Origin of the sequence: Agromyces sp. NPDC058484, assembly GCF_042720415.1 — a bacterium.
In the GTDB taxonomy this organism is placed as follows: Bacteria; Actinomycetota; Actinomycetes; order Actinomycetales; family Microbacteriaceae; genus Agromyces.
On sequence record NZ_JBHXMP010000009.1, the window covers coordinates 44,407 to 65,539 of the forward strand.

At 69.4% G+C, this 21,133-nt stretch carries 24 protein-coding genes; 16 read left to right on the plus strand and 8 right to left on the minus strand.

Going from position 1 to position 21,133, the window contains the following annotated elements; all coding sequences use genetic code 11:
* Positions 1 to 81 precede the first annotated feature (81 nt).
* Positions 82 to 1,647 carry a PQQ-binding-like beta-propeller repeat protein gene (locus ACFWN7_RS09110; RefSeq protein WP_376938489.1) on the plus strand — a complete coding sequence of 522 codons (1,566 nt, stop codon included), beginning with the start codon at positions 82 to 84 and terminating at the stop codon, positions 1,645 to 1,647.
* An 8-nt stretch (positions 1,648 to 1,655) separates the two neighbouring features.
* Here ACFWN7_RS09110 and ACFWN7_RS09115 read toward each other — a convergent pair whose 3' ends face one another.
* Complete coding sequence (locus tag ACFWN7_RS09115) at positions 1,656 to 2,987, minus strand: MFS transporter (protein ID WP_376938490.1); 1,332 nt, start codon at positions 2,985 to 2,987, stop codon at positions 1,656 to 1,658.
* Between the two features lie 221 nt (positions 2,988 to 3,208).
* On the opposite strand from ACFWN7_RS09115, the gene ACFWN7_RS09120 reads away from it, so the two are divergent.
* From ACFWN7_RS09120 to ACFWN7_RS09130, 3 genes are read left to right on the plus strand one after another with little or no spacing between them, the layout of a single operon-like run.
* Positions 3,209 to 3,544 carry an ArsR/SmtB family transcription factor gene (locus ACFWN7_RS09120; RefSeq protein WP_376938491.1) on the plus strand — a complete coding sequence of 112 codons (336 nt, stop codon included), beginning with the start codon at positions 3,209 to 3,211 and terminating at the stop codon, positions 3,542 to 3,544.
* A complete protein-coding gene (locus ACFWN7_RS09125) occupies positions 3,537 to 3,968 on the plus strand; it encodes an SRPBCC domain-containing protein (RefSeq protein WP_376938492.1) in 432 nt (143 codons plus the stop codon). The genes ACFWN7_RS09120 and ACFWN7_RS09125 overlap by 8 nt, the downstream gene beginning before the upstream one ends.
* A gap of 23 nt (positions 3,969 to 3,991) precedes the next feature.
* The gene (locus tag ACFWN7_RS09130; protein ID WP_376938493.1) at positions 3,992 to 4,354 is read left to right on the plus strand and encodes a nuclear transport factor 2 family protein; all 363 of its coding nucleotides are present in this window, start codon (positions 3,992 to 3,994) and stop codon (positions 4,352 to 4,354) included.
* A 271-nt stretch (positions 4,355 to 4,625) separates the two neighbouring features.
* On the opposite strand, the gene ACFWN7_RS09135 is transcribed toward ACFWN7_RS09130, so the two are convergent.
* From ACFWN7_RS09135 to ACFWN7_RS09145, 3 genes are all read right to left on the minus strand, one after another.
* A complete protein-coding gene (locus ACFWN7_RS09135; RefSeq protein WP_376938494.1) occupies positions 4,626 to 5,240 on the minus strand; it encodes a DUF2165 domain-containing protein in 615 nt (204 codons plus the stop codon).
* A 182-nt stretch (positions 5,241 to 5,422) separates the two neighbouring features.
* The gene (locus ACFWN7_RS09140; protein ID WP_376938495.1) at positions 5,423 to 6,253 is read right to left on the minus strand and encodes a serine protein kinase RIO; all 831 of its coding nucleotides are present in this window, start codon (positions 6,251 to 6,253) and stop codon (positions 5,423 to 5,425) included.
* Positions 6,254 to 6,530: 277 nt separating this feature from the next.
* Positions 6,531 to 7,037 (minus strand): MarR family winged helix-turn-helix transcriptional regulator, encoded by a 507-nt coding sequence (locus ACFWN7_RS09145; RefSeq protein WP_376938496.1) that lies wholly within the window; start codon positions 7,035 to 7,037, stop codon positions 6,531 to 6,533.
* A 148-nt stretch (positions 7,038 to 7,185) separates the two neighbouring features.
* Here ACFWN7_RS09145 and ACFWN7_RS09150 point away from each other — a divergent pair, with 148 nt between their 5' ends.
* Entirely contained in the window at positions 7,186 to 8,592 is a 1,407-nt protein-coding gene (locus ACFWN7_RS09150) for an MFS transporter (RefSeq protein ID WP_376938497.1), read from the plus strand.
* A gap of 36 nt (positions 8,593 to 8,628) precedes the next feature.
* On the opposite strand, the gene ACFWN7_RS09155 is transcribed toward ACFWN7_RS09150, so the two are convergent.
* Positions 8,629 to 9,078, minus strand: a complete 450-nt coding sequence (locus ACFWN7_RS09155; protein ID WP_376938498.1) for a DUF6069 family protein — start codon at positions 9,076 to 9,078, stop codon at positions 8,629 to 8,631.
* A 95-nt stretch (positions 9,079 to 9,173) separates the two neighbouring features.
* Between ACFWN7_RS09155 and ACFWN7_RS09160 the strand changes: the two genes are divergently transcribed.
* The 5 genes from ACFWN7_RS09160 (at position 9,174) to ACFWN7_RS09180 (ending at position 13,953) form a co-directional block, all read left to right on the plus strand.
* The gene (locus ACFWN7_RS09160) at positions 9,174 to 9,602 is read left to right on the plus strand and encodes a MarR family winged helix-turn-helix transcriptional regulator (RefSeq protein ID WP_376938499.1); all 429 of its coding nucleotides are present in this window, start codon (positions 9,174 to 9,176) and stop codon (positions 9,600 to 9,602) included.
* 286 nt (positions 9,603 to 9,888) lie between these two features.
* Positions 9,889 to 11,775 (plus strand): molecular chaperone DnaK, encoded by a 1,887-nt coding sequence (dnaK, locus tag ACFWN7_RS09165; RefSeq protein WP_376938500.1) that lies wholly within the window; start codon positions 9,889 to 9,891, stop codon positions 11,773 to 11,775.
* 3 nt (positions 11,776 to 11,778) lie between these two features.
* On the plus strand, positions 11,779 to 12,456 hold the full coding sequence (locus tag ACFWN7_RS09170) for a nucleotide exchange factor GrpE (RefSeq protein WP_376938501.1): 678 nt from the start codon (positions 11,779 to 11,781) through the stop codon (positions 12,454 to 12,456).
* Between the two features lie 80 nt (positions 12,457 to 12,536).
* Positions 12,537 to 13,532 carry a DnaJ C-terminal domain-containing protein gene (locus tag ACFWN7_RS09175; protein WP_376938502.1) on the plus strand — a complete coding sequence of 332 codons (996 nt, stop codon included), beginning with the start codon at positions 12,537 to 12,539 and terminating at the stop codon, positions 13,530 to 13,532.
* Positions 13,533 to 13,536: 4 nt separating this feature from the next.
* Entirely contained in the window at positions 13,537 to 13,953 is a 417-nt protein-coding gene (locus ACFWN7_RS09180) for a heat shock protein transcriptional repressor HspR (RefSeq protein ID WP_376938503.1), read from the plus strand.
* Between the two features lie 27 nt (positions 13,954 to 13,980).
* Here ACFWN7_RS09180 and ACFWN7_RS09185 read toward each other — a convergent pair whose 3' ends face one another.
* The 3 genes from ACFWN7_RS09185 to ACFWN7_RS09195 all read right to left on the minus strand — a co-directional run bounded on the left by ACFWN7_RS09185 (position 13,981) and on the right by ACFWN7_RS09195 (position 16,777).
* Positions 13,981 to 14,241: a hypothetical protein gene (locus tag ACFWN7_RS09185; RefSeq protein WP_376938504.1), complete on the minus strand. Its 261-nt coding sequence runs from the start codon at positions 14,239 to 14,241 to the stop codon at positions 13,981 to 13,983.
* A gap of 189 nt (positions 14,242 to 14,430) precedes the next feature.
* The gene (locus tag ACFWN7_RS09190) at positions 14,431 to 15,078 is read right to left on the minus strand and encodes a response regulator (RefSeq protein WP_376938505.1); all 648 of its coding nucleotides are present in this window, start codon (positions 15,076 to 15,078) and stop codon (positions 14,431 to 14,433) included.
* 10 nt (positions 15,079 to 15,088) lie between these two features.
* A complete protein-coding gene (locus ACFWN7_RS09195) occupies positions 15,089 to 16,777 on the minus strand; it encodes a GAF domain-containing protein (RefSeq protein WP_376938506.1) in 1,689 nt (562 codons plus the stop codon).
* A gap of 233 nt (positions 16,778 to 17,010) precedes the next feature.
* Here ACFWN7_RS09195 and ACFWN7_RS09200 point away from each other — a divergent pair, with 233 nt between their 5' ends.
* The 6 genes from ACFWN7_RS09200 to uraH all read left to right on the plus strand — a co-directional run bounded on the left by ACFWN7_RS09200 (position 17,011) and on the right by uraH (position 21,102).
* The gene (locus ACFWN7_RS09200) at positions 17,011 to 18,150 is read left to right on the plus strand and encodes a glycerate kinase (protein ID WP_376938507.1); all 1,140 of its coding nucleotides are present in this window, start codon (positions 17,011 to 17,013) and stop codon (positions 18,148 to 18,150) included.
* 34 nt (positions 18,151 to 18,184) lie between these two features.
* A complete protein-coding gene (gene allB / locus ACFWN7_RS09205) occupies positions 18,185 to 19,552 on the plus strand; it encodes an allantoinase AllB (RefSeq protein WP_376938508.1) in 1,368 nt (455 codons plus the stop codon).
* 62 nt (positions 19,553 to 19,614) lie between these two features.
* A complete protein-coding gene (locus tag ACFWN7_RS09210) occupies positions 19,615 to 19,839 on the plus strand; it encodes a hypothetical protein (protein WP_376938509.1) in 225 nt (74 codons plus the stop codon).
* A complete protein-coding gene (locus tag ACFWN7_RS09215) occupies positions 19,836 to 20,288 on the plus strand; it encodes a type II toxin-antitoxin system VapC family toxin (protein WP_376938510.1) in 453 nt (150 codons plus the stop codon). The genes ACFWN7_RS09210 and ACFWN7_RS09215 overlap by 4 nt, the downstream gene beginning before the upstream one ends.
* Positions 20,285 to 20,779: a 2-oxo-4-hydroxy-4-carboxy-5-ureidoimidazoline decarboxylase gene (uraD, locus tag ACFWN7_RS09220; RefSeq protein WP_376938511.1), complete on the plus strand. Its 495-nt coding sequence runs from the start codon at positions 20,285 to 20,287 to the stop codon at positions 20,777 to 20,779. Before ACFWN7_RS09215 ends, uraD begins: the two co-directional genes overlap by 4 nt.
* A complete protein-coding gene (gene uraH, locus ACFWN7_RS09225; RefSeq protein WP_376938512.1) occupies positions 20,776 to 21,102 on the plus strand; it encodes a hydroxyisourate hydrolase in 327 nt (108 codons plus the stop codon). The genes uraD and uraH overlap by 4 nt, the downstream gene beginning before the upstream one ends.
* The last annotated feature ends 31 nt before the right edge of the window (positions 21,103 to 21,133 follow it).

Genomic DNA, 21,133 nt, shown 5'->3' on the forward strand with positions numbered 1-21,133 from the left:
TTCTTCACAGTCCGGATGCCCCGCGAACCGCTGTGGAGAACGCGGTCGGCACACCTCGGGACATCCCTATGCTCGCTCGACATGACCCGGATGCGCCGTTCCCTCGCTGCCTCGATGATCCTGCTGGCGTCAGCCGCCGGCCTCAGCGCCTGCGCGGCGCCGACCGGCGACGCAGAGCGCAGCGACGCTGAGATGCGGCGCACGGCCGAACCCGTGTGGAAGGCCGCCGCGCGACCGGTGGGCAGCAGCGTCGCCGTGACCGACGGCGTTGCGCTCGCCTACACGCTCGACGCCGAGGAACGACTCCAGCTGCTCGCTCTCGATGCGACGACCGGGCGAGAACTCTGGTCGTCTCCCGCCAGCACGGCGAGCATCGGCACAGAGGTGAGGATCACACCGGTCGTGCTGCGCGACGAGCAACGGAATCCGCGTGCCGTGGTGATCACGCCGCCGTCACTCGCGGCGGGACCAGGGCATGGGCACCGGGTGCAGCTCCGCGACCTGCGGAGCGGTGCAGTGGTGGGCGAGAGCGACAGCATCTGGATCGCCGACCCGCACACGTGCAGAACGACCGACGGCCTCTGCTTCGACGGACGCGAGCGTGACGTCGAACAGGCGACTGCGATGCGGCTCGATCCCGACACCGGCGAATTCGAGCCGTTCGACGACGTGCTTCCCGGATACGAGTACTCGATGCCGATGGGCGGCGGGGTGTTTCTGGCAGCGAACGGCGAGGAGGAGGTGTTACTCGGCCTCGACGACTCGAACATCGACACGCAGAGTCGCGACGTCGTCGCCGACCCGGTGTGGCGCATGCCGGTCGAGAAGCTCCTCGGCGATGGCACACGCTTCACGACCTCGCTGACGACGCGGCAACTGCACATCGACGGCGATCAGCGCACGCTGCTCATCTGGCACATGCCGTCGGCCCCGGACTCCGACGGCTTCACGGACTTCGCCGGAGCATCCGTCGTCGCACTCGATGTCGAGACCGGCGAGCGGCTGTGGGAGCGCGACGGCGAGATGCTGTGCGGGTGGGCGACGTTCTGCACGGGTGAGATCGGCTATCGCCGCAACGATGCCGCGGCGTTCGGCGGGAGAAGCAGTTTCGAGCTGGAGGCGGGGGCCGCGCGACTCGAGCGCATCGACCCGCGAACGGGCACGTCGAGGTGGGACCTGGACGTGGCCGACTACACCGACGAGGATGCGGCCTCGCACGCGTTCGCCTCCGTCGACGGGTACGAGATCATCGGCGACGGCGGCAGCGCACGATTCGTCGAGAAGGAGACCGGTGCGGCGCGCGACCTCGCACAAGCCGAGCGCGTCGGGTGCCTGCTCGACGCCACCTTCGACGCGCACGAGGACTCGAACCCGACGAACGACATCGTGACGTTCACGTCTGGCTCGGTGGCGACCGCGTGCGGGCCCGACGGCCCGGTCGATGAGCCGCTCTCGGTTGCCGCGGTGCGTTCGGTGGGCACATCGTGGGCCGAGCAGGACGAGGCCTGGCGTACGCTCGCCGACGGCCCGGGAGACGACGATCCGCTCGACCTCGCGTCGACCGAGCAGACGGAACGTCTCGAACGCGACGTCGACCGGTGGCGTGTGCTGCAGACCGCCGACGCGATCCTCGGCTACCGGTTCTGACGCAGGGCCTACTTGCGCGTCGCCCGCACTGGAATGAGCAGCGCCAGCCCCAGCGCGAGCACGAGCACGATCCCGAGGATGCCGAAGTAGGGCGCGCCGCCGATCGTGACGAACAGGGCGAACGCCGTCGGCGCGAGGAAGCTCACCGCTCGCCCCGTGGTGGCGTAGAGGCCGAAGACCTCGCCCTCGCGGCCCGGCGGGATGAGCCGCGCAAGGAACGTGCGGCTCGCCGACTGCGCCGGGCCGACGAAGAGCGTGAGCGCGAGTCCCGCGGTCCAGAACACGATCGGGCCGCCGTCGTGCAGCAGGAACACGAGGAATCCGCTCACGACGAGCCCGGTCAGCGCCGTGATGATCACGGGCTTCGCACCGAGCCGGTCGTCGAGCGCCCCGACCGCGATCGTCGAGATGCCGGCCACCACGTTGGCGGCGATCGCGAAGATGATCACCTCGCCGGCCGAGAATCCGAAGACGGATGCCGCGAGCACGCCCCCGAACGTGAACACCCCGGCGAGGCCGTCGCGGAACACCGCGCTCGCGAGCAGGAACCACACGGTGTTGCGCTGCTCGACCCAGAGTCGCCTGATGTCGCGCCCGAGCCGGGCGTAGGACGCGAAGAAGCCCACCTTGCCGCGGTCGATCGCCGCGGGGTTGCGGTACTCGGGCACCGCGATCAGCACCGGGAGCGCGAAGAGCCCGAACCACAGCGCCGACACGATCATGGTGACGCGCACATCGAGGCCGTTCTCGCCGGTGACCCCGAACAGGCCGACCTCGGGCTGGATGAAGCCGAAGTACACGATGAGCAGCAGCACGATGCCGCCGACGTACCCCATGCCCCAGCCGAAACCCGAGACCTTGCCGATCGTGCGCGGCGTCGACACCTGCACGAGCATCGCGTTGTAGTTGACGCCGGCGAATTCGAAGAACACGTTGCCGGCCGCGACGAGGAAGAGCCCGAGCAGCAGGTACTCGGCGGCCGGGTACACGAAGAACATAGCGAGGCTGAGCGCGACGACGAGGTAGGTGTTCACCGCGAGCCACAGCTTGCGGTGCCCGCTCGTGTCCGAGCGCTGGCCGGTGATGGGCGCGAGCACGGCGATGAGGAGCCCCGCGATGGCGAGCGCCCAGCCGAGCTGCGCCTCCACGGTGCCCGTCGGGCCGAACGACTCGCCCGTGAGGTAGACCGTGAACACGAACGTGGTGACCACGGCGTTGAACGCCGCCGAGCCCCAGTCCCAGAGCCCCCATGCGAGGATGCGCCTCCTGCTCGCGCCTACGTCCGAGCCCCCGCCGGAGGGCTGGGTCGCGTCGGTCGGGGTTGCGGGGTGCTGGGTCATGACGCAAGCCTCGTTCGGTCGGATGAACGGAGGATGACGAGCCTCGGTTCGGCATCCCGCTGGATCGGCGGCGATCTTCGCTGCACTGTAACGCGAGCGGATGCCGCGGCGGTAGCGCACCGCGCCGTGTGCGGGCGGCCCGATACCGACCACGCACCCATCAAGTTCATTTGTACAAACGTGTATTTGTGATAGTCTCGATCGCAAGGAGGTGGCCGACGATGAGCGATCCGACAGCTGCGATCGATCGAACGTTCCATGCGCTCTCCGACCCGAACCGTCGCGCCATCCTGGCAGCCGTTCGCAACGGCCGTCGTGCGGTGGGCGAACTCTCCGACGCGCTGGGGATGTCGCAGCAGAACGTGTCCCACCACCTCAAGGTGCTTCGCACGGCAGGGCTGGTGACCGGCTCTCGGTCGGGCACTCGTCACCTCTTCGCGGTGCGTGTCGAAGGGCTCGCCGTCGGCAAGGCGTTCTTCGACGATTTCTGGCCCGAGCGGCTGAGTCTGTTGAAGCAAGCGGTGGAGGAGTCTTCGGCCGGGAGCGGTGATGGCTGAATACAGGACTTCGATCGACATCGATGCCAGCCCCGAGACCGTCTTCCAGTTCCTGGTGACTGAGCGGGGGATGACCTCGTGGATGGGCCAGTGGGCCTCCCTCGACCCGGTGCCGGGCGGCGAGTTCGCGGTGGACATCGCCGGATACCCTGCGCGGGGCATGTTCCTGGAGGTGGATCCGCCACGCCGGGTCACCGTCTCGTGGGGGTTCGCCGGAAGCGAGAGTCTGCCTCCCGGTGCGTCCACGGTGTCCTTCGAGCTGACGGCGATTGCCACTGGAACGCGGGTCGAGCTCGTGCACACCGATCTTCCCGACGCCGAAGTCGCCGGTCACATCGAAGGCTGGAGCCACTTCCTTCCCCGACTCGTGCGCGTCGTCGTGGGCGAGCGACTCCATCCGGATACGTGGGTACCGAGACCCTGAACATTGAGAACGAAGGAGTCGCAATGCCGAACATCGATCACGATGCGCTGTCGATCGTGGAGGCCTATCACCTGGCCTGGACGAGCGGCGACGTCGATGGAGCCCTGACACACATCTCGAACGACGTCCGCTGCTTCGCACCCGACGAGAACGTCTCGACGAAGGACGACTGGCGCGAGTACCTGGCCGGCTTCGTGCCGATGCTCACCGGCGCTCCCGAGCACGCCCGAATGACGAACGGGAATCGGGTGGCGCTGTGGTACTTCCCGCAGACCGCGGTGACGACGACGACCCTCGCGAGCGAGCTGTTCACCGTCGAAGACGGGCAGATCGTCGAGATCCGCCTCGCCTTCGACCGCCTGGGCTACGTCCCGCGGGAACGGTAGCCGGCAACGCCGCCGTCGGTAGGGTTTCGCCTGTGGGTGCCCCGGTCAGGTTCGTCGCGCACGCGTCGATGACGCTTCCGAGATGGCGCGCGTGAATGTGCAGTCGTGGTGTGAGGCGTACCGCGGGCAAGCACGGGTTCGTGGCCGACGGCACGGTGAACGTGGAGGACGGCGTGCGCGTGATCCGCATGGTGCGGATCTACTCCGGGCACCTTGGAACCGACTGAGGGCACATGGTCAGCCGGGATGCCCCGCCGCGACATCCGCTCGGCTATGCGCGGTCGCGCGCCGTCCAATGCAGGCTCGGCAGGTGGATGAGCACCAGCGCGATGAGTGCGAGCACCGAGTTGTTGAACGCCGGGTCGAGGCCGTTCCACGACGTCGACTTCCACATCTGGAACCACTCGCCGCCGATCGTGATGAACCCGCCCATGAAGAGTGCGATCAGCATGAGCAGGCCGATCGTGGAGATGGCGCGCGCCGTGCGGTAGCCGTGGTGGCGTTCGCGGATCCAGAACACCACGGCGGCGACGAGCACGATCGCGGTGGCCGACTCCCACGCGATGAGGCCGATGTAGGCGACGTTCTGCAGCACGGGGTCGGTGATCGCCCGCCACATGACGTCGGGATCGAGGTCCTCACCTGCCGGTGCGCCGAAGTTCGTCGTGTCCATCGCCAGCACGTGCTGCACGAACGCCTGGTTCGTGCCGAAGTCGGTGATGTTGCCGAACGCGACGAGCAGGATGTACAACCCGTTCAGCGCGACGAGCACCGCGGCGACGACGGGCAGCGTGCCGAGCGCGAGCCATCCACGCCGGGCCTCGTCGGCCGCGGGGACGGCGTTGCCGGGTGCAGGGGTGTCGGGGGCGGAGCGGTGCTCGGACATGGCGTCTCCTCACTCGAATCGGATCGTCGTCGATCCGCGGGCACTGTATCGCCCGACGGATGCCGCGTCGACACGAATCGCGCTGCGCGAACGCATCGACGTTCGTGCCGAGCGTGCACGTCTCGCCCGGATCCGGGCGCGAGCCGCACTCTCGACGAACGAGCCCGCCCCGCGGCATCCCCTCAGAACCCGACCTCCCCCACGAGCTCGCCGAACAGCTCCTCGGCGTCGCACTCGAGCCGCTGCCTCGTGAACCACTCGCACACGTTCACGCAATCGCGGTGCAGCAGGTCGAAGCCCCGCGGGTTCGACACGAGGTCGACGATCTGCGGCAGGTCGATCGCGACGATGCGTCCGTGGTGCACGAGCAGGTTGTACGGCGAGAGGTCGCCGTGCGCGAGCCCTGAGCGCGCGAGCAGCCGCATGAAGTCCATCACCTGGTGGAACAGCGCGCGCAGTTCCGCGGCATCCGCTCGCTGTTGCGCGAGCCGGGGCGCGGCGACCCGGCCGTCGCCGATGAACTCCATGAGCACCTCGGTCTCGTGCACCTGCACCGGGTACGGCACGGATGCCCCGAGCTCGGTCAGGCGGCTGAGCGCGTCGAACTCGGCGGACGCCCACTGCACGCGCGCGACGGCTCGGCCGAACGACGTGCCCTTCGCGACGGCGCGCACGTCGCGGGTGCGGCGGATGCCGCGTCCCTCGGTGTAGACGGACGAGCGGTGGAAGTCCGAGTGCTCGCTGCCGCGATAGCGCTTCGCGGCGAGCAGCACGGCGTTGCCGGGCACGTCGGGCGCGGCATCCGGAATCGCACGCTCGATGAGATCGAGGTTCGCCTCCTTGCCGGTCTTCACGACGCCGAGCTCGGTGTCGATCGCCGCGGCCGAGGTCACGAGCCAGTCGGGGCGCGGCTCGGGGCCGCGCTCGGTGGGGATGGTCGCCGGCCAGGTCGACCAGCGCTGGCCCTCACCGGGCTCGGCGGCCTGGAACATGAGGGCGTCGACAGTGTTCATGTCGTCTGGCGCGTCGAAGCGCGCGGCGACAGCGTCATTCGGTACGGCGTCGTCAAGCGACGAGAGAAAGGTCACGGTGGCTCTCCGAGATCAGGAGGCCACCGTCGCGTTGCTAGGGGGCGGCCTCACCGGGAAGGGTGTCTGCGATGCGCACGACGATGACGGCGTTCATCAGGCTCTCCTTCCGGTCTCGTTCCGTTCCGTGGCGAACGGATGCCGCGTGGTTCGGTCCGTGGGCGAGCATACTCGGTGCCCGCGGTCGCCGAAAGGGCCACGTTCAGGCGTCGATGTCGTCGAGGCGCGCGATGACGACCTCGAGCAGGCGCGCGAGCTCGCCGCGCTCTGCGTCGCCCAGGTCCTGCAGCACGTCGGACTCCACGACGTCGGAGCCACGGATCGCCAGGCTGAACAGCTGCCAGCCCTCCTCGGTGAGGCTCACGAAGATGCGCGTGCGGTTGCCCGCGTCGGGAGTGCGCTCGACGAGCCCGCGGTCGGCGAGCTTGTCGAGCCGGTGGGTCATCGACGAAGGGGCGACGTTCGTAAGGTCGGCGAGCTGGCTCGGCGTGAGCGCCTCGCCGGCCTTCGCGAGCGAGGTGACGACGGCCCACTCGCCGGCGGTCACGTCGAGGTCGGCGAGCTGCCTGGCATACCACTGATCGAGCTTCTTCGTCAGGCTCTGCACGGCGGTGATGACCCGCTGCACCGATTCCTCGCCGCCCGCGGCGACGTAGGTCGCGACCGCGCGGCGGTGCAGCTCGGGTGCGGTCGCGGTGCGTCTGGCCATGCGGGAATTCTCGCATGCGTTCTTCGGTTGCTAATATTTCGATATCGAATAGTTCGTATTCGAAGCGCACGGATGCCTCGGCCGCACGTCGGCGCGAGGCATCCGTCGTCGCGACCGACCGTCTCAGGCCTGAAAGGGGGCCCGTACTGTGCGCGCGAAACTGCTCATCTTCGCATCTGCGATCGGCATGCTCGGCTGGGGTGCCGTGCTGCCCTTCCAGTACGCCTATGCGGCCGACACCCGCGGCTGGGGCGCGCTCATCGCGGCGGGCGCCTCCTCGCTGTTCTCGGTCGGCGCGCTCGTCGCCGCGCCGATCGCGGGGCGCCTGAGCGATCGCTTCAACCCGGTGCACGTGGCCGTCGCCGCGCAGCTGCTCGGCGCCGCCGGCGTCGCCTCGCTCGTCTTCGTCGACGTGCCCGGCGGCTTCCTCGCGGGCATGCTCGTGTTCGGACTCGGGCTCGCGGCCGCGGTGCCGGCCAAGCAGGTGCTCGCGCTGCAGTGGTCGTCGAGCGACGACCGCCGCAAGGTGTTCGCCTACAAGTTCACCGGCGAATCGCTCGGCATGGCCGTGGGCGCCTTCCTCGCCGGGCAGATCGTCGATCTCGAGCGGGCCGATGGCCTCGACATCGGCTTCGCGATGGCCGCGGCCGGCTTCGTGCTGTCGTCGGCGATCATCGCGCTCGCGGGCCGGGGCGCGCAGGTGCCCGCCGAGTTCGCGGTGGATACCCCGGCGGCGGATGCCCCGGGGACGGGCGCGCCGCGGTCTGCGGCGGCGACCGGCTCGATGGGTGCGATCGAGGCGGCGACCGGGGCGATCACCGTGATCGACGGGCCCGTCGAGCGTCGCGACCGCAGCGTCGTGCGGGCGATCCTCGCCACGCCCGCGCTGCGATGGACCGCTGTGGTGACGATCACCCTGGCGCTCGGCTTCTACGCCCAGTTCGAGTCGGGGCTGCCCGCGTACGGCCTCACGGTGCTGGGCGTCGACCCGGGCGCGATCGGCATCGCCGCCGCGGTGAACTGCGTCGTGATCGTCGCGTTGCAGGTGCTCGTCGTTCGGCTCACGGCCAAGCGCAGCGCCCCGTCGCTGCTCATGGCCGTCGGCGCCATCTGGGTGGTCTCCTGGCTCGTGATCTCGGCGGCGCAGTTCGCGCCGGGCATCGCCGCGGCCCTGTTCGTGATGACGTACGGCATCTTCGCCGTCGGCGAGACGATCTACAGCCCGGTGCTGAATCCGCTGACCGCGCAGCTCGCCCCGAAGGGCATGGTCGGCCAGACCCTCGGCACGATCGGCGCCCTGCAGACCGCCTTCTCGGCGGCGGGGCCGCTCGTCGCGGGCGTGCTGCTCGGCGCCGGACTCGCCGACGTGTTCCTCGGGATGCACCTCGCGGTGAGCGCCGTCGCCGTGTTCGCCGCTTGGCGAGTCAAGCGGGCGCTCGCGGCGTCGGGTGCGGGCGGTGCGCGCGGTGCGCGCGGTGCGCGCGGTGCGCGCGGCGCACCCGCGGAGTCGCGCGTCCGCGAGGAACCACCGACGACCCAGGTGCCGACCACCTGAGCCGGGCAATGCGTCGGCAGCGCGCGGATCGCGTCGTCACGAGTCGCGGCTCGGCCGCGGACCTCGTACGAGGGCGACGAACCAGGCGACGCCGGTGATGACGTGCATCGACGCGAGGGCGAGCTTGGTGCCGAGGTCGGCTTCGACCGTGAGCGGGAGTGCCGCGGAGAGCACCCCGAAGGCGAGTCCTGCCCAGGCGGCCCAGAGGCGGATCGCCGGCCAGCGGCGGGTGAGGAGCCATACCCCGGCGCCGACGACGACCATCGGCACGACGACCGTGAGCGTGACTGCGACGGCGTCGACCTGGATGCTCCCCGGCGCACCCGGCGGCGTGACGATCAGCGACGCACCGCCCGCGGATGCGATCCACAGGACGATGAGGTCGAGGACCACGGCAGCGCCCGCCGCGATCAGCACGCGGACGGGGATGAATGCCCGGGCCGCGGCATCCGTTGCAGTGGCTGGCGTACGACCGTCGGTACTCATTGCGACTCCTCAATAGTTGGGTAGCTCAAGTAATTCCAGAATGCTCCGAATCATTGAGAAAGTCAATCGTTGATTCAACGCACTAGTATGGCGCCATGCAGGATCGAGAGGCACGGCTCGTCGAATCACGTCGGCTCTCCCGCATGTTCTTCCTCGTGGCGGAACGCAGCAAGGCCGACTTCGCGGCCGCGGTCGCGCCGTTCGGCCTCCCCGTTCCGATCGCGAGGGCGATCCTGATGCTCGGCGAGCCGAGGCCGATGCGCGAGCTCGCCGATCGGCTTGCGTGCGATCCGTCGTACGTCACGAACATCGCCGACACCCTGGAGGAACGCGGTCTCGCGCAACGCTCACCCGGCGAAGACCGGCGGGTGAAGCTGCTGCGCCTGACCGACGAGGGCGCCGAGCTCCGCGATCGGATCGCCGACGCGGTCGCCGAGGGCGCGACGGTGTCGAAGCGCCTCACCGATGCCGAACGGGCCGCGCTTGCGCCGCTCCTCGAGCGGCTGCTCGCGCCTGGCGACTGAGCCCGAGTTGGTGACCTGACACGACTGGCCCGGGAATACTGGGAACCAGCCGTGAGTTGAGTCGAGTACGCTCAGGTTTTGCGCCCGCGACTTGACAGGTCCGGATGCCCCTGAAACACTTGAGCCGCTGGCACTCAAGTTCCGGCGACACTGACTTCGGTTCGGTCCCTGAGCTCGTCGAAGGGCGGGCCGGCACGGCCGAACCGGCATCCGTCTGAACGGCATCGAGCAGCGTCGCGCTCCGCGGCGCACCTCGACCACCGACGCGAGAGAAGGAGAAACACACATGTCACGAGCAGTAGGAATCGACCTCGGCACGACCAACTCGGTCGTGTCGGTCCTCGAGGGCGGCGAGCCCACGGTCATCGCCAACGCCGAGGGCTTCCGCACGACCCCGTCGGTCGTCGCGTTCACGAAAGACGGCGAGGTGCTCGTCGGCGAGACCGCGAAGCGCCAGGCCGTCACGAACGTCGACCGCACCATCTCGTCGGTCAAGCGCCACATGGGCACCGACTGGAAGTCGTCCGAGGTCGACGCCAAGAAGTACACGGCGCAGGAGATCTCGGCGCGCATCCTGCAGAAGCTGAAGCGCGACGCCGAGCAGTACCTCGGCGACACGGTCACCGACGCGGTCATCACGGTGCCGGCGTACTTCAACGACGCCGAGCGCCAGGCCACGAAGGAGGCCGGTGAGATCGCGGGCCTCAACGTGCTGCGCATCATCAACGAGCCCACGGCGGCGGCGCTCGCATACGGCCTCGACAAGGGCAAGGAGGACGAGCTCATCCTCGTCTTCGACCTCGGCGGCGGCACGTTCGACGTCTCCCTCCTCGAGGTGGGCAAGGACGAGGACTTCTCGACCATTCAGGTCAAAGCGACCGCCGGCGACAACCGCCTCGGCGGCGACGACTGGGACCAGCGCATCGTCGAGTGGCTGATCAAGCGATTCAAGGACTCGACGGGCGTCGACGTCTCGAAGGACAAGATCGCGCTGCAGCGCCTCAAGGAGGCCGCCGAGCAGGCGAAGAAGGAACTCTCGAGCTCGATGAGCACGAGCATCCAGCTCCCCTACCTCTCGCTCACCGAGAACGGCCCGGCGAACCTCGACGAGACGCTCACCCGCGCCCAGTTCGAGAACATGACCAGCGACCTGCTCGACCGCACGAAGAAGCCGTTCGAAGACGTCATCCGCGAGGCGAACCTGAAGCTGTCGGATGTCGCGCACGTCGTGCTCGTCGGCGGCTCGACGCGCATGCCGTCCGTCTCCAACCTCGTGAAGCAGGAGGCCGGCCAGGAGCCCAACAAGGGCGTGAACCCCGACGAGGTCGTCGCCGTGGGCGCCGCGCTCCAGGCGGGCGTTCTCAAGGGCGAGCGCAAGGATGTGCTGCTCATCGACGTGACCCCCCTGAGTCTCGGCATCGAGACCAAGGGCGGCATCATGACGAAGCTCATCGAGCGCAACACCGCGATCCCGACCAAGCGCAGCGAGACCTTCACGACCGCCGACGACAACCAGCCGTCGGTCGCGATCCAGGTCTTCCAGGGCGAGCGCGAGTTCACCCGCGACAACAAGCCGCTCGGCACGTTCGAGCTGACCGGCATCGCACCGGCGCCCCGCGGCATCCCGCAGATCGAGGTCACCTTCGACATCGACGCGAACGGCATCGTGCACGTCGGCGCGAAGGACAAGGGCACCGGCAAGGAGCAGTCGATGACCATCTCGGGCGGCTCGGCGCTGCCCAAGGAGGACGTCGAGCGCATGGTGCGCGACGCCGAGGAGCACGCCGCCGAAGACAAGAAGCGCCGCGAGTCCGCCGAGACCCGGAACTCCGCCGAGCAGCTCGCCTACTCGGTCGACAAGCTCATCAAGGACAACGACGACAAGCTGCCCGAAGACGTCAAGTCAGAGGTGCAGGGCGACGTCGACGCGCTGAAGTCGGCCCTCGCCGGCGATGACGACGACGCCGTGAAGAGCGCGTTCGAGAAGCTCTCGCAGTCGCAGGGCAAGCTCGGCGAGGCGATCTACGCCCAGTCGCAGACGGCGGATGCCTCGGCGAACCCCGGTGAGGACGCGACGCCGACCGGCGAGCAGGCCGCCTCCGACGAGGACGTGGTCGACGCCGAGGTCATCGACGACGAGGACCCTTCGACGAGCTCAGGGCAGGGGAGGTAGTCCGTGTCGGACGAGAACCAGAACCACGAAGAGCCGGTGATCCGCGACCCTTCGACAAGCTCAGGGCAGGCCGACGGCAAGCCGTCGCGGCGCATCGACCCCGAGACCGGTGAGGTTCGGCAGCCCGAGGTCCCTGAGCCTGTCGAAGGGACAGGCGGCGACTCCGCGGCATCCGCTCCGGCAGGCTCAGCGAACGGTGGCGAAGACGACGACGTGCTCACCGTCGACGACATCCTGAACGCGGCCCAAGCCGAGGTGCAGGAGCCGAGCGACGAGCACCTCGCCGACCTCAAGCGGGTCACGGCCGAGTACGCGAACTACCGCAAGCGCACCGAGGCGAACCGCGAGGTGGAGCGCGAGCGGGCGATCGGCGCGGCGGTGGCTGTGCTGCTGCCGGTGCTCGACGACCTCGACCGGGCCGAGAAGCACGGCGACCTCGAGGGCGACGCTCCGTTCGCGACGATCGCGGCCAAGCTCCGTGCGTCGGTCGAGAAGCTCGGGCTCTCGCCCTTCGGCGAGGTCGGCGAGCCGTTCGACCCGCAGCGGCACGAGGCGATCTTCCAGCAGCCGTCCGACGAGGTCGAGACCGACACGGTCGCCGACGTCGTCGAGACGGGCTACACGCTCGGCGGCTCGCTGCTTCGCGCAGCGAAGGTCGTCGTGAAGACGCCGCAGCAGTGACCCTTTCGGTGATCGAGTAGCGCCCGCCTTGGGCGGCGCTACTCGATCACCGATTACATTCAGACTCAGAGGAGGTGCCGATGGCCAGTCAGGATTGGTTCGACAAGGACTTCTACCAGGTCCTCGGCGTCTCCAAGGACGTGAGCGACGCGGAGCTGAAGAAGGTCTACCGCAAGCTCGCGCGCAAGTACCACCCCGACTCGAACCCCGGCGACGCTGCCGCCGAGGCGAAGTTCAAGGAGATCAGCGAGGCGCACTCGGTGCTCGCCGATCCCGAGCAGCGCAAGGAGTACGACGCGATCCGCGCGATGGGCTCGGGCGCGCGGTTCACCGCGCCCGGCGGCGCGGGCGGCGCGGGCGGCTTCGAGGACGTGTTCGGCGGGATGTTCGGCCAGGGCGCGCCGGGCGGTCGCCAGTCGTACACGTTCCAGCAGGGCGGCGACTACGACGACCTGCTCGGCGGCCTCTTCGGCGGCGGCCGGTTCGGGCAGCCGTCAGGCGGATACCGCGGATTCGGCGGCCCGACGCCAGGTCGCGACGTCGTGGCATCCACGACCCTCGACTTCATCACGGCCACAAAGGGCGAACAGATCACCCTCGAGACCTCCGACGGGCGCCCGATCACCGTTCGCATTCCGGCCGGCGTCGCCGATGGGCAGAAGATCAGGCTCCGCGGCAAGGGACATCCGTCGCCCGACGGCGGCGAGGCAGGCGACATCATCCTCACGGTCAACGTGCGCAAGCATCCGGTGTTCGAGCGCGACGGGCTGAACCTACGGGTCACCGTGCCCGTGACCTTCGCCGAGGCGGCGCTCGGCGCGACCATCGAGGTGCCGACCCTCGGCGGAAACCCGGTGAAGCTCAAGGTCGCCCCCGGCACCCCCAGCGGCCGGGTGCTGCGCGTCAAGGGCCGCGGCGTCGAGACGTCGAAGGGCAAGGGCGACCTGCTCGCCGTGGTGCAGGTGGCTGTGCCGTCGCACCTCTCGAAGGAGGCCGAGCAGAAGCTCGAGGAGTTCTCCGCCCTCCTTCCCGACGAGAACCCGCGCTCCGAGCTGCTCGGGAAGGCCGGGGGCTGACGCGATGAACGAGACGAGCCCGCTGTTCGTCATCTCGGTCGCCGCCGAACTCGCCGGAATGCACCCGCAGACCCTCCGGCAGTACGACCGGCTCGGCCTCGTCTCGCCCACCCGCACCGCCGGCAAGTCGCGCCGCTACTCCATGCGCGACGTCGTGCAGCTCCGCGAGATCGCCCAGCTCTCGAGCGAGGGCGTGAGCCTCGAGGGCATCCGCCGCGTGCTCGGCCTCGAAGACGAGGTGTCGACGCTTCGCGAGCGCGTGCGCGAACTCGAGAGGATGCTCGCCGACGAGATGCTCAATCGGCCGGGCCGTCGCGTCTTCGCGGCGGGTTCGGCCGGCGAGGTGGTCTCCCTGCGCGCGGGCACGCGCGTGCGCCGCGAGAACGCCGTCGTCGTGTGGCGGCCGCTCGACCGCGACTAGGTCAGCAGGAGCGGCAGGCTCGGCGACCTAGGCGGCGAGTCCGTGGCTGCGGACACGGCTGCGTTCGAGCAACCGTGTCGCAGCGAGATCCCACAGCAGGTACTGGCCGCACTCCTCGGCACGGTCGTGACGTGCCCCCTCGAGTGCGACGAAGACATGGCCGGCGCGCTGGACGAACCCCACGGTCTCACCCTCGAACGAGACCTCGTCCAGATCGAACTCGATCGCGGAGACGACGATCTGGGACGTCTCGACGGCGTCCCGTTCTCCGACGGTTCGAAGGGCCATACCGGTGACCGAATCCGCCCCCCGCTCGTCCAGACTCGCCATACCGGTTCCCCCCGCCACTGCACGCAGCCGGATGTCGTCCCTCATCGTCCCGGTGCGTGATCGTACTGTTGCATCAACGGTACGGGGGCGGTATGCCCTCGCACGAGGGCCAAAGGTCCCGAGGAAGTCTCGAATTCGGTCGACGGGCTACGGCGAATCCGCCTTCCGCTCGTGCTCGACGTGCAGCACGGCCGCCTGGGTGCGGCTTTCGAGGCCGAGTTTGGCCAGCAGCGAACTGACATTGTTCTTGATGGTCTTCTCGGCGAGCCCCAGGCGCCCCGCGATCTGGCGGTTCGTCGCGCCATCGGCGATCAGTGCGAGGACCTGGTGCTCCCGCGGGCTCAGCACGTCGAAGGTGGGGTCGCGGCGCGAGTGCTTGAGCTGATCGATGACCTTCTCGCTCGTGCGCGGGTCGATCAGTCGTACCCCCGAGGCGACCGTGCGCACCGCGTGGAGGAGGTTGCTCGCACGCACATCCTTGACCACGTAGCCGGCGGCACCCGCGATGACGGCGGATCTCAACGCATTCTCGTCGTCGTACGCCGTCAGGATCAGGCAGCGGATGCGAGGATCCGTCTGGCACACGTCGCGGCAGACGTCGATGCCGCTGCCGTCGGGCAGACGCACGTCGAGCACGGCGACGTCGGGCCGCACCATCGGGATACGGACGCGGCCCTCGGCGGCTGTGGAGGCCTCGCCGACGACCTCGATGTCGCGCTCGGCGTCCAGCAGGGCTGCGAGACCCCGCCGCACGATCTCATGGTCGTCGAGGAGGAAGACACGGATGGCGCTCATGATCCCGACCTCATGGTGCGAGCGGGACAGCCCAGCTCAGGCGCGTGCCCGTGGCATCCGAGTCGATGGTGAAGGTGCCGTCGTGGCGGTGCGCGCGCCCGGCGCAGTTGGCGAGCCCGCTGCGCCGGGTGGCGGTGCCGATGCCGATGCCGTCGTCGTGGATGGTCGCGACGAGCTGATCGGAGGTGACTCCCACGCTGATGGATGCCGCCGCCGCCCGCGCATGTCGGGCGACGTTGGTGAGTCCCTCGCGCACGACGGCCAGCAGGTCATCAGCGATGTCATCGTCGACGACGAGGTCCACCGGTCCGGAGAACGTGACGTGCGCGGGATGCGCCAGGATGGCGTTCACCTCATCGGCGATGTCGAGCACGCGGCGCCGCACACCGGCGAGGTCGTCGGGCCGCTGGGAGAGTGCGAAGACGATCGTCCTGATCTGACCGATCGCATCATCGATGCGGCCGATGTCGGCATCGATGCGCTCCGCAGCTTGGCCCGGACCGATGAGATTCTCGACGTTCTGCAGATCGAGACCGATGGCGAACAGTTGCTGGATGACGTGGTCATGGAGGTCGCGGGCGATGCGTGCGCGGTCCTCGAGGAGCCGCATCCTCTGCCGGTCGGAGCGGGTGGATGCGAGCTCCATCGCCCGGCCGGTCTGCACCGCGACATCCGCAGCCCGTTCCAGTTCGAATCGGCTGAACGGTCGCGAACCCTGCCGGCGCAGCGCCAGCAGGATCGAGGGGTGCTCGCCTCCCGAGCCGAACGGCACGATCAGGGCGGGACCGCTCGGCCAGCCGTGGTCCTCCGCCGTGCCGCCGTCGCCGAAGGCGTCCACGCGACGGGATCGCAGGGTCTCGAGGGCGTCGTTCAGATGCGGGTTCGCAATGCGCCGGCGGGTGCCCGGGACGCGGTTCGCCCCGCTTCCGCGCGCGGCGACGACGGTCAGCGCCGTGCCTTCGCGGGCGGGGGAGAGCACGCACACGAGGTCGGCGTCGGACAGGCGCTCCACCCCGTCGACCAGCTCGACCATGGCATCGTGCGGGTCGCCCGACAGCAGGGCGGAGGTGATCTCCGCGGCCGCGGCGGCCCATGCCCTGCCTGCCTCGGCTTCGGAGAACGCGCGGGCGTTCGCGATTGCGAACCCCGCTCCGGCAGCCAACGACGTGATCAGCTCCTCGTCTTCGAGGCTGAATCGCCCCCGGGCGTGGTCGGCGAGGTAGATGTGGCCGTAGACCGCGTCGCCGACTCGGATGGGGACGCCGAGGAACGAGCTCATCTTCACGTGACCGTCGGGAAAGCCGACCGAGCGGGGATCGTCGGCGATGGATTCGATGCGAATCGGCTCCGGATCGTCGATCAGCGCGCGCATCAACCCGCGGCCCTCGGGAAGGTGCCCGATCGCGCGGGCCTGCTCGCCGGTCATCCCGACATGGATGAACTCCTCGAGACCGCCGTGTTCATCGAGCACTGCGAGGGCGGCGAAGCGGGCGTCGACCAGGTCCATCGCGGTATCCACCATCGCGCGCAGCATGGTGGCGAGGTCGAGATGCGAGCCCACGGCGCGGTCGGTTCGGAGCAGTGCACGCAGCCGACCCTCGGCCGGCGCATTGCTCGCGTGCTCGGCGCGTTCGCCCCGAGCATGCTCGAACTCGGCATGAGGCGCCGCGGAGAAGGTGAGGGAGTCGTCCTTGGACACGTCGGTAACCATCCCTTCGCGCCGCCGGTCTCCGGCACGGTGGCGAGAGGCGGTGTCTCGCTGCCAGCTTACGCGGTGCCCGATGAGCGACCTCGAGTCCTGCAGGATCTCGATTCCGTAAGATGGAATGAGTCGAAGGAAGTCCGTGACGTGCACCGTACGGGTCATCCCGACCCCATGGGCTGGGGCACGATCCCCGACGACCATGATCGGGCCTGAGAAACGAGATCGCCATGAGGATCGTGATCGCCTCGGACAAGTTCAAGGGATCCCTCGACGCGTCCGAGGTGGCGAGCTTCCTGGCTGAAGGGGTGCACTCGGTCGACGACACCGTCGTCGTCGATCGGGTGCCCGTCGCCGACGGGGGAGAGGGCACGCTCGATGCCGCGCTCGGCGCAGGGTTCGAGCCCCGGATCGTGCGCGTCACCGGCCCGACCGGACAGCCCGTCGAGGCGGCCTTCGCAGTGCGCGGCGATGAAGCCGTCATCGAGATGGCCCTCGCCTCGGGGCTTGCCGTGCTTCCTAGCGGAGTGACGGATGCCGCGGGCGCCACGAGCCGCGGAACCGGCGAGCTCATCGCCGCCGCGCTCGACGCCGGGGCGACCCGCATCGTGCTGGGGGTCGGCGGCAGCGCGACGACCGACGGAGGCGCGGGGCTCATTCAGGGTCTCGGCGCACGCCTCCTCGGCGCCGACGGCGCCGACCTGCCAGACGGGGGCGAGGCCCTCGCCGGACTCGCCGCGGTCGACCTGTCGGCGCTCGACGCGCGGATCGCAGGCACCCGGTTCGTGCTGGCCAGTGACGTCGACAACCCGCTGCTCGGCCCCTCCGGAGCTGCCGCGGTCTTCGGGCCGCAGAAGGGGGCGGATGCCGCGACCGTCGCTGCCCTCGACGTCGCGCTCGCCCACTACGCCGGCCTGCTCAGCGCAGCCCTCGGCGATGCCGCCGCCCGCGCGGTCTCCTCGCCCGGCGCGGGCGCCGCCGGCGGCGTCGGCTTCGCGGCGCTCGCCGTGCTCGGCGCCGAACGCCGGCCCGGCATCGACGTGGTGCTCGAGTTCGCGGGCCTCGACGAGCGCATCGCCGGCGCCGACCTCGTGATCACGGGCGAGGGCAGCCTCGACGAGCAATCGTTCGGCGGCAAGACCCCCATCGGCGTCGCACGGGCGGCGGCCGCGGCATCCGTGCCCGTGATCGCCGTGTGCGGCCGCACCACGCTCTCTTCGGCGCGCCTACGGGAGGCCGGATTCGAGCGTACGCTGGCCCTGACCGACCTCGAGCCCGACGCCGACGTGTGCATGCGGGCCCCCGGGCGGATCCTCCGTCGGATCGGGGCGCTCGTCGCGGCCGACCTCGGCGCGCACGTCCGCCATTGACCAGGATCAGCACCAGCACCGAAAGAGCTTCAGCATGACCGCAGATCGTCCGGAATCAGCTGCCGGCGGCGAGTTCGACCTCGTCATCCGCGGTGAGCGCGTCATGACGACGGCGGGCATCGTGGCCCGTGAGGTCGGCATCGCCGACGGCGTCATCGTCGCGATCGAGCCGCTCGGCAACGGCCTCGCTGGCCGAGAGATCGTGACCCTTGCCGACGACGAGACCCTCCTGCCCGGCCTCGTCGACACGCACGTGCACGTCAACGAGCCCGGGCGCACCGAGTGGGAGGGATTCGCTTCGGCGACGCGGGCGGCCGCGGCCGGCGGCGTGACGACGATCATCGACATGCCGCTGAACAGCATCCCGCCCACCGTCACGGTCGACGCGCTCGAGCAGAAGCGCGCGGTGGCGCGCGACCAGGCGTTCGTCGACGTCGGATTCTGGGGCGGCGCGATCCCAGGCAACACGGCCGCGCTCCGTGCCCTGCACGACGACGGCGTCTTCGGCTTCAAGTGCTTCCTGCTGCACTCCGGCGTCGACGAGTTCCCCTATCTCGAGGCCGACGAGATGGAGGAAAACCTCGCCGAGCTGGTCACGTTCGACTCCGTCATGCTCGTGCACGCGGAGGACTCCCGCGCGATCGACCGGGCGCCGAGGGCCGAGGGCGATGGCTACGGCAGGTTCCTGGCCTCGCGTCCGCGGGGGGCCGAGAACATCGCGATCGCCGAAGTCATCGAGCGCGCCAGGTGGACGGGCGCGCGTGCCCACATCCTGCACCTCTCGTCATCCGATGCCCTGCCGATGATCGAGAGCGCCAAGCGCGACGGGGTGCGGGTCACGGTCGAGACCTGCCCGCACTACCTCACGTTCATCGCCGAGGAGATCCCCGACGGCGCCACCGCCTTCAAGTGCTGCCCGCCCATTCGCGAGGCGGCCAACCGCGAACTGCTCTGGAAAGGACTCGAGCACGGCACCATCGACTTCATCGTGACCGACCATTCGCCGTCGACGCTCGAGCTCAAGGATCTCGAGAACGGCGACTTCGCGGTGGCCTGGGGCGGGGTCTCGTCGCTGCAGCTCGGCCTCGCGGTCGTCTGGACCGAAGCCCGCCGGCGCGGCCTCGGCCTCGAGCAGGTCGTCGAATGGATGTCGGCGCGCCCGGCGCAGCTCGCCGGACTCACGCGCAAGGGGCGGCTCGCGCTCGGCTACGACGCCGACCTGTCGGTCTTCGCGGCCGACGACGCCTTCGTTGTCGACGCGACGACGCTGCACCACAAGAACCCGATCACGCCCTACGCCGGGCGCACCCTCTCGGGCATCGTGCGGCAGACGTTCCTTCGCGGGCAGCGCGTCGACGGCGTCACCCCCACGGGCCGCCTGATCCGCCGCGGCGGCGTGTGAATCGGAGCGCCGGCCCCACGGCAAGGCATTACCTCGAGCTATACTGAGATATGTCCAAGGTGATGGTTTCCTTCGCTGACGAGCTGCTGGCCGAGATCGATGCCGAGGCCAAGCGGCGATCCACGAGTCGGAGTGCTCTGCTGGCCGCTGCAGCCAGGCGCGAACTGGCCCGAAGGGACAACGACCTCGTCGCTGCTGCGATCGAGCGTTCCGAGCAGCGTTTCCGCGACTCCGGCGCGTTCGAGGCCGCTGACCTCGTGCGTGCCGACCGAGACGTGCGACGGTGACCCATCTGCTGGTCGACACCTCGGTCCTCATCAAGTGGTTCCACAGCGAGGGGGAGGGCGAGCTGGTTGAGTCCCGCACGCTGCGCAGGGCGCATCTCTCGGGTGTCGTCGATGCCCACATGCTCGATCTGGCGGCCTACGAGGTCGGCAACGTCCTCGTACGCGCGCTGCACTGGGAACCCTCCGAGGTCGCGGACCAACTCGACGACCTCAACACCATCCTCGGCCCCCCGTTGGTCATGTCCGTCGACTGGCTGCGCCATGCAGCGGCGCTGGCCCACCGCCACGGCCTCACCTTCTACGACGCGTGCTGGGCGGCCACGGCGGACAAGCTGAACATGCCCCTGATCAGTGCCGACCGGCAGCTGCTGGCGTCGGGACTTGCCGAATCACCGAGCAACGCCGTCGCCCGCCTCAGGTTGCGCAACGAAGCGAAGGGGGAGCAGTGAAGCTCGACGCGTTCAACCTGGCCGACCGGGATGCCGCACAAGCCATCGTGCGCCCCTGCGTCGACATCGACCGCTGGGTCGACGCCGTCGTCGATGCCCGTCCCTACTCCAACGTGGAGGAAGTCGTCGAGGTGGCGCGGCGTGCCGCGGCACCATGGACCGAGGCCGAGATCGACGGTGCGCTGGCGCACCACCCCCGCATCGGGGAGCGCGCCGACGGGGCGAATGCCGAGGCGAACCTGTCGCGGTCCGAGCAGGCGGGGGTCGATCCGGCGGACCAGTCCGTCGCAGCGGCGCTCGTCGCGGGGAACCGCGCGTACGAGGAGAAGTTCGCGCGCGTGTTCCTCATCCGTGCAGCCGGCCGGAGTGCCCCCGAGATCCTCGAGGCGCTCTCAGAGCGGATGCAGAACACGCCGGAGGCCGAGATCATGGTCGTGGCAGAGCAACTTCGCGAGATCGCCGTGCTCCGACTCGAAGGGATCCTCGGATGAGCCAGATCACCACGCACGTCCTGGATGCGGCGACCGGGCGACCGGCGACCGACGTCTCGGTCGTTCTGCTCGATGGAGCGGGAGCGACCGTGGCCACCGGCGTCACCGACGCGGCCGGCCGGATCACCGACCTCGGCCCCGACGGCCTCGCGGCCGGTGACTACCGGCTGAGTTTCGCCACCGGCGACTACTTCGCCGGCACGGGCCGGGACACGTTCTACCCCGTCGTGTCGATCGACTTCACGGTTGCCGACTCCGAGCAGCACTATCACGTACCGCTCCTGATCAGCCCATTCTCATACTCGACCTACAGAGGGAATTGACCGCACGGCGACTTCGAGGGCCTCTGACCTG

Coding starts and splice junctions, on each gene's coding strand:
- ACFWN7_RS09160 (WP_376938499.1), top strand. CDS start 9,174: ATGCAGGATCGAGAGGCACGGCTCGTCGAATCACGTCGGCTCTCCCGC.
- ACFWN7_RS09180 (WP_376938503.1), top strand. CDS start 13,537: ATGAACGAGACGAGCCCGCTGTTCGTCATCTCGGTCGCCGCCGAACTC.
- dnaK (WP_376938500.1), top strand. CDS start 9,889: ATGTCACGAGCAGTAGGAATCGACCTCGGCACGACCAACTCGGTCGTG.
- ACFWN7_RS09115 (WP_376938490.1), bottom strand. CDS start 2,987: ATGACCCAGCACCCCGCAACCCCGACCGACGCGACCCAGCCCTCCGGC.
- ACFWN7_RS09145 (WP_376938496.1), bottom strand. CDS start 7,037: ATGGCCAGACGCACCGCGACCGCACCCGAGCTGCACCGCCGCGCGGTC.
- ACFWN7_RS09125 (WP_376938492.1), top strand. CDS start 3,537: ATGGCTGAATACAGGACTTCGATCGACATCGATGCCAGCCCCGAGACC.
- ACFWN7_RS09155 (WP_376938498.1), bottom strand. CDS start 9,078: ATGAGTACCGACGGTCGTACGCCAGCCACTGCAACGGATGCCGCGGCC.
- ACFWN7_RS09120 (WP_376938491.1), top strand. CDS start 3,209: ATGAGCGATCCGACAGCTGCGATCGATCGAACGTTCCATGCGCTCTCC.
- ACFWN7_RS09140 (WP_376938495.1), bottom strand. CDS start 6,253: ATGAACACTGTCGACGCCCTCATGTTCCAGGCCGCCGAGCCCGGTGAG.
- ACFWN7_RS09200 (WP_376938507.1), top strand. CDS start 17,011: ATGAGGATCGTGATCGCCTCGGACAAGTTCAAGGGATCCCTCGACGCG.
- ACFWN7_RS09135 (WP_376938494.1), bottom strand. CDS start 5,240: ATGTCCGAGCACCGCTCCGCCCCCGACACCCCTGCACCCGGCAACGCC.
- ACFWN7_RS09130 (WP_376938493.1), top strand. CDS start 3,992: ATGCCGAACATCGATCACGATGCGCTGTCGATCGTGGAGGCCTATCAC.
- ACFWN7_RS09210 (WP_376938509.1), top strand. CDS start 19,615: ATGGTTTCCTTCGCTGACGAGCTGCTGGCCGAGATCGATGCCGAGGCC.
- ACFWN7_RS09190 (WP_376938505.1), bottom strand. CDS start 15,078: ATGAGCGCCATCCGTGTCTTCCTCCTCGACGACCATGAGATCGTGCGG.
- ACFWN7_RS09175 (WP_376938502.1), top strand. CDS start 12,537: ATGGCCAGTCAGGATTGGTTCGACAAGGACTTCTACCAGGTCCTCGGC.
- ACFWN7_RS09185 (WP_376938504.1), bottom strand. CDS start 14,241: ATGGCCCTTCGAACCGTCGGAGAACGGGACGCCGTCGAGACGTCCCAG.
- allB (WP_376938508.1), top strand. CDS start 18,185: ATGACCGCAGATCGTCCGGAATCAGCTGCCGGCGGCGAGTTCGACCTC.
- uraH (WP_376938512.1), top strand. CDS start 20,776: ATGAGCCAGATCACCACGCACGTCCTGGATGCGGCGACCGGGCGACCG.
- ACFWN7_RS09110 (WP_376938489.1), top strand. CDS start 82: ATGACCCGGATGCGCCGTTCCCTCGCTGCCTCGATGATCCTGCTGGCG.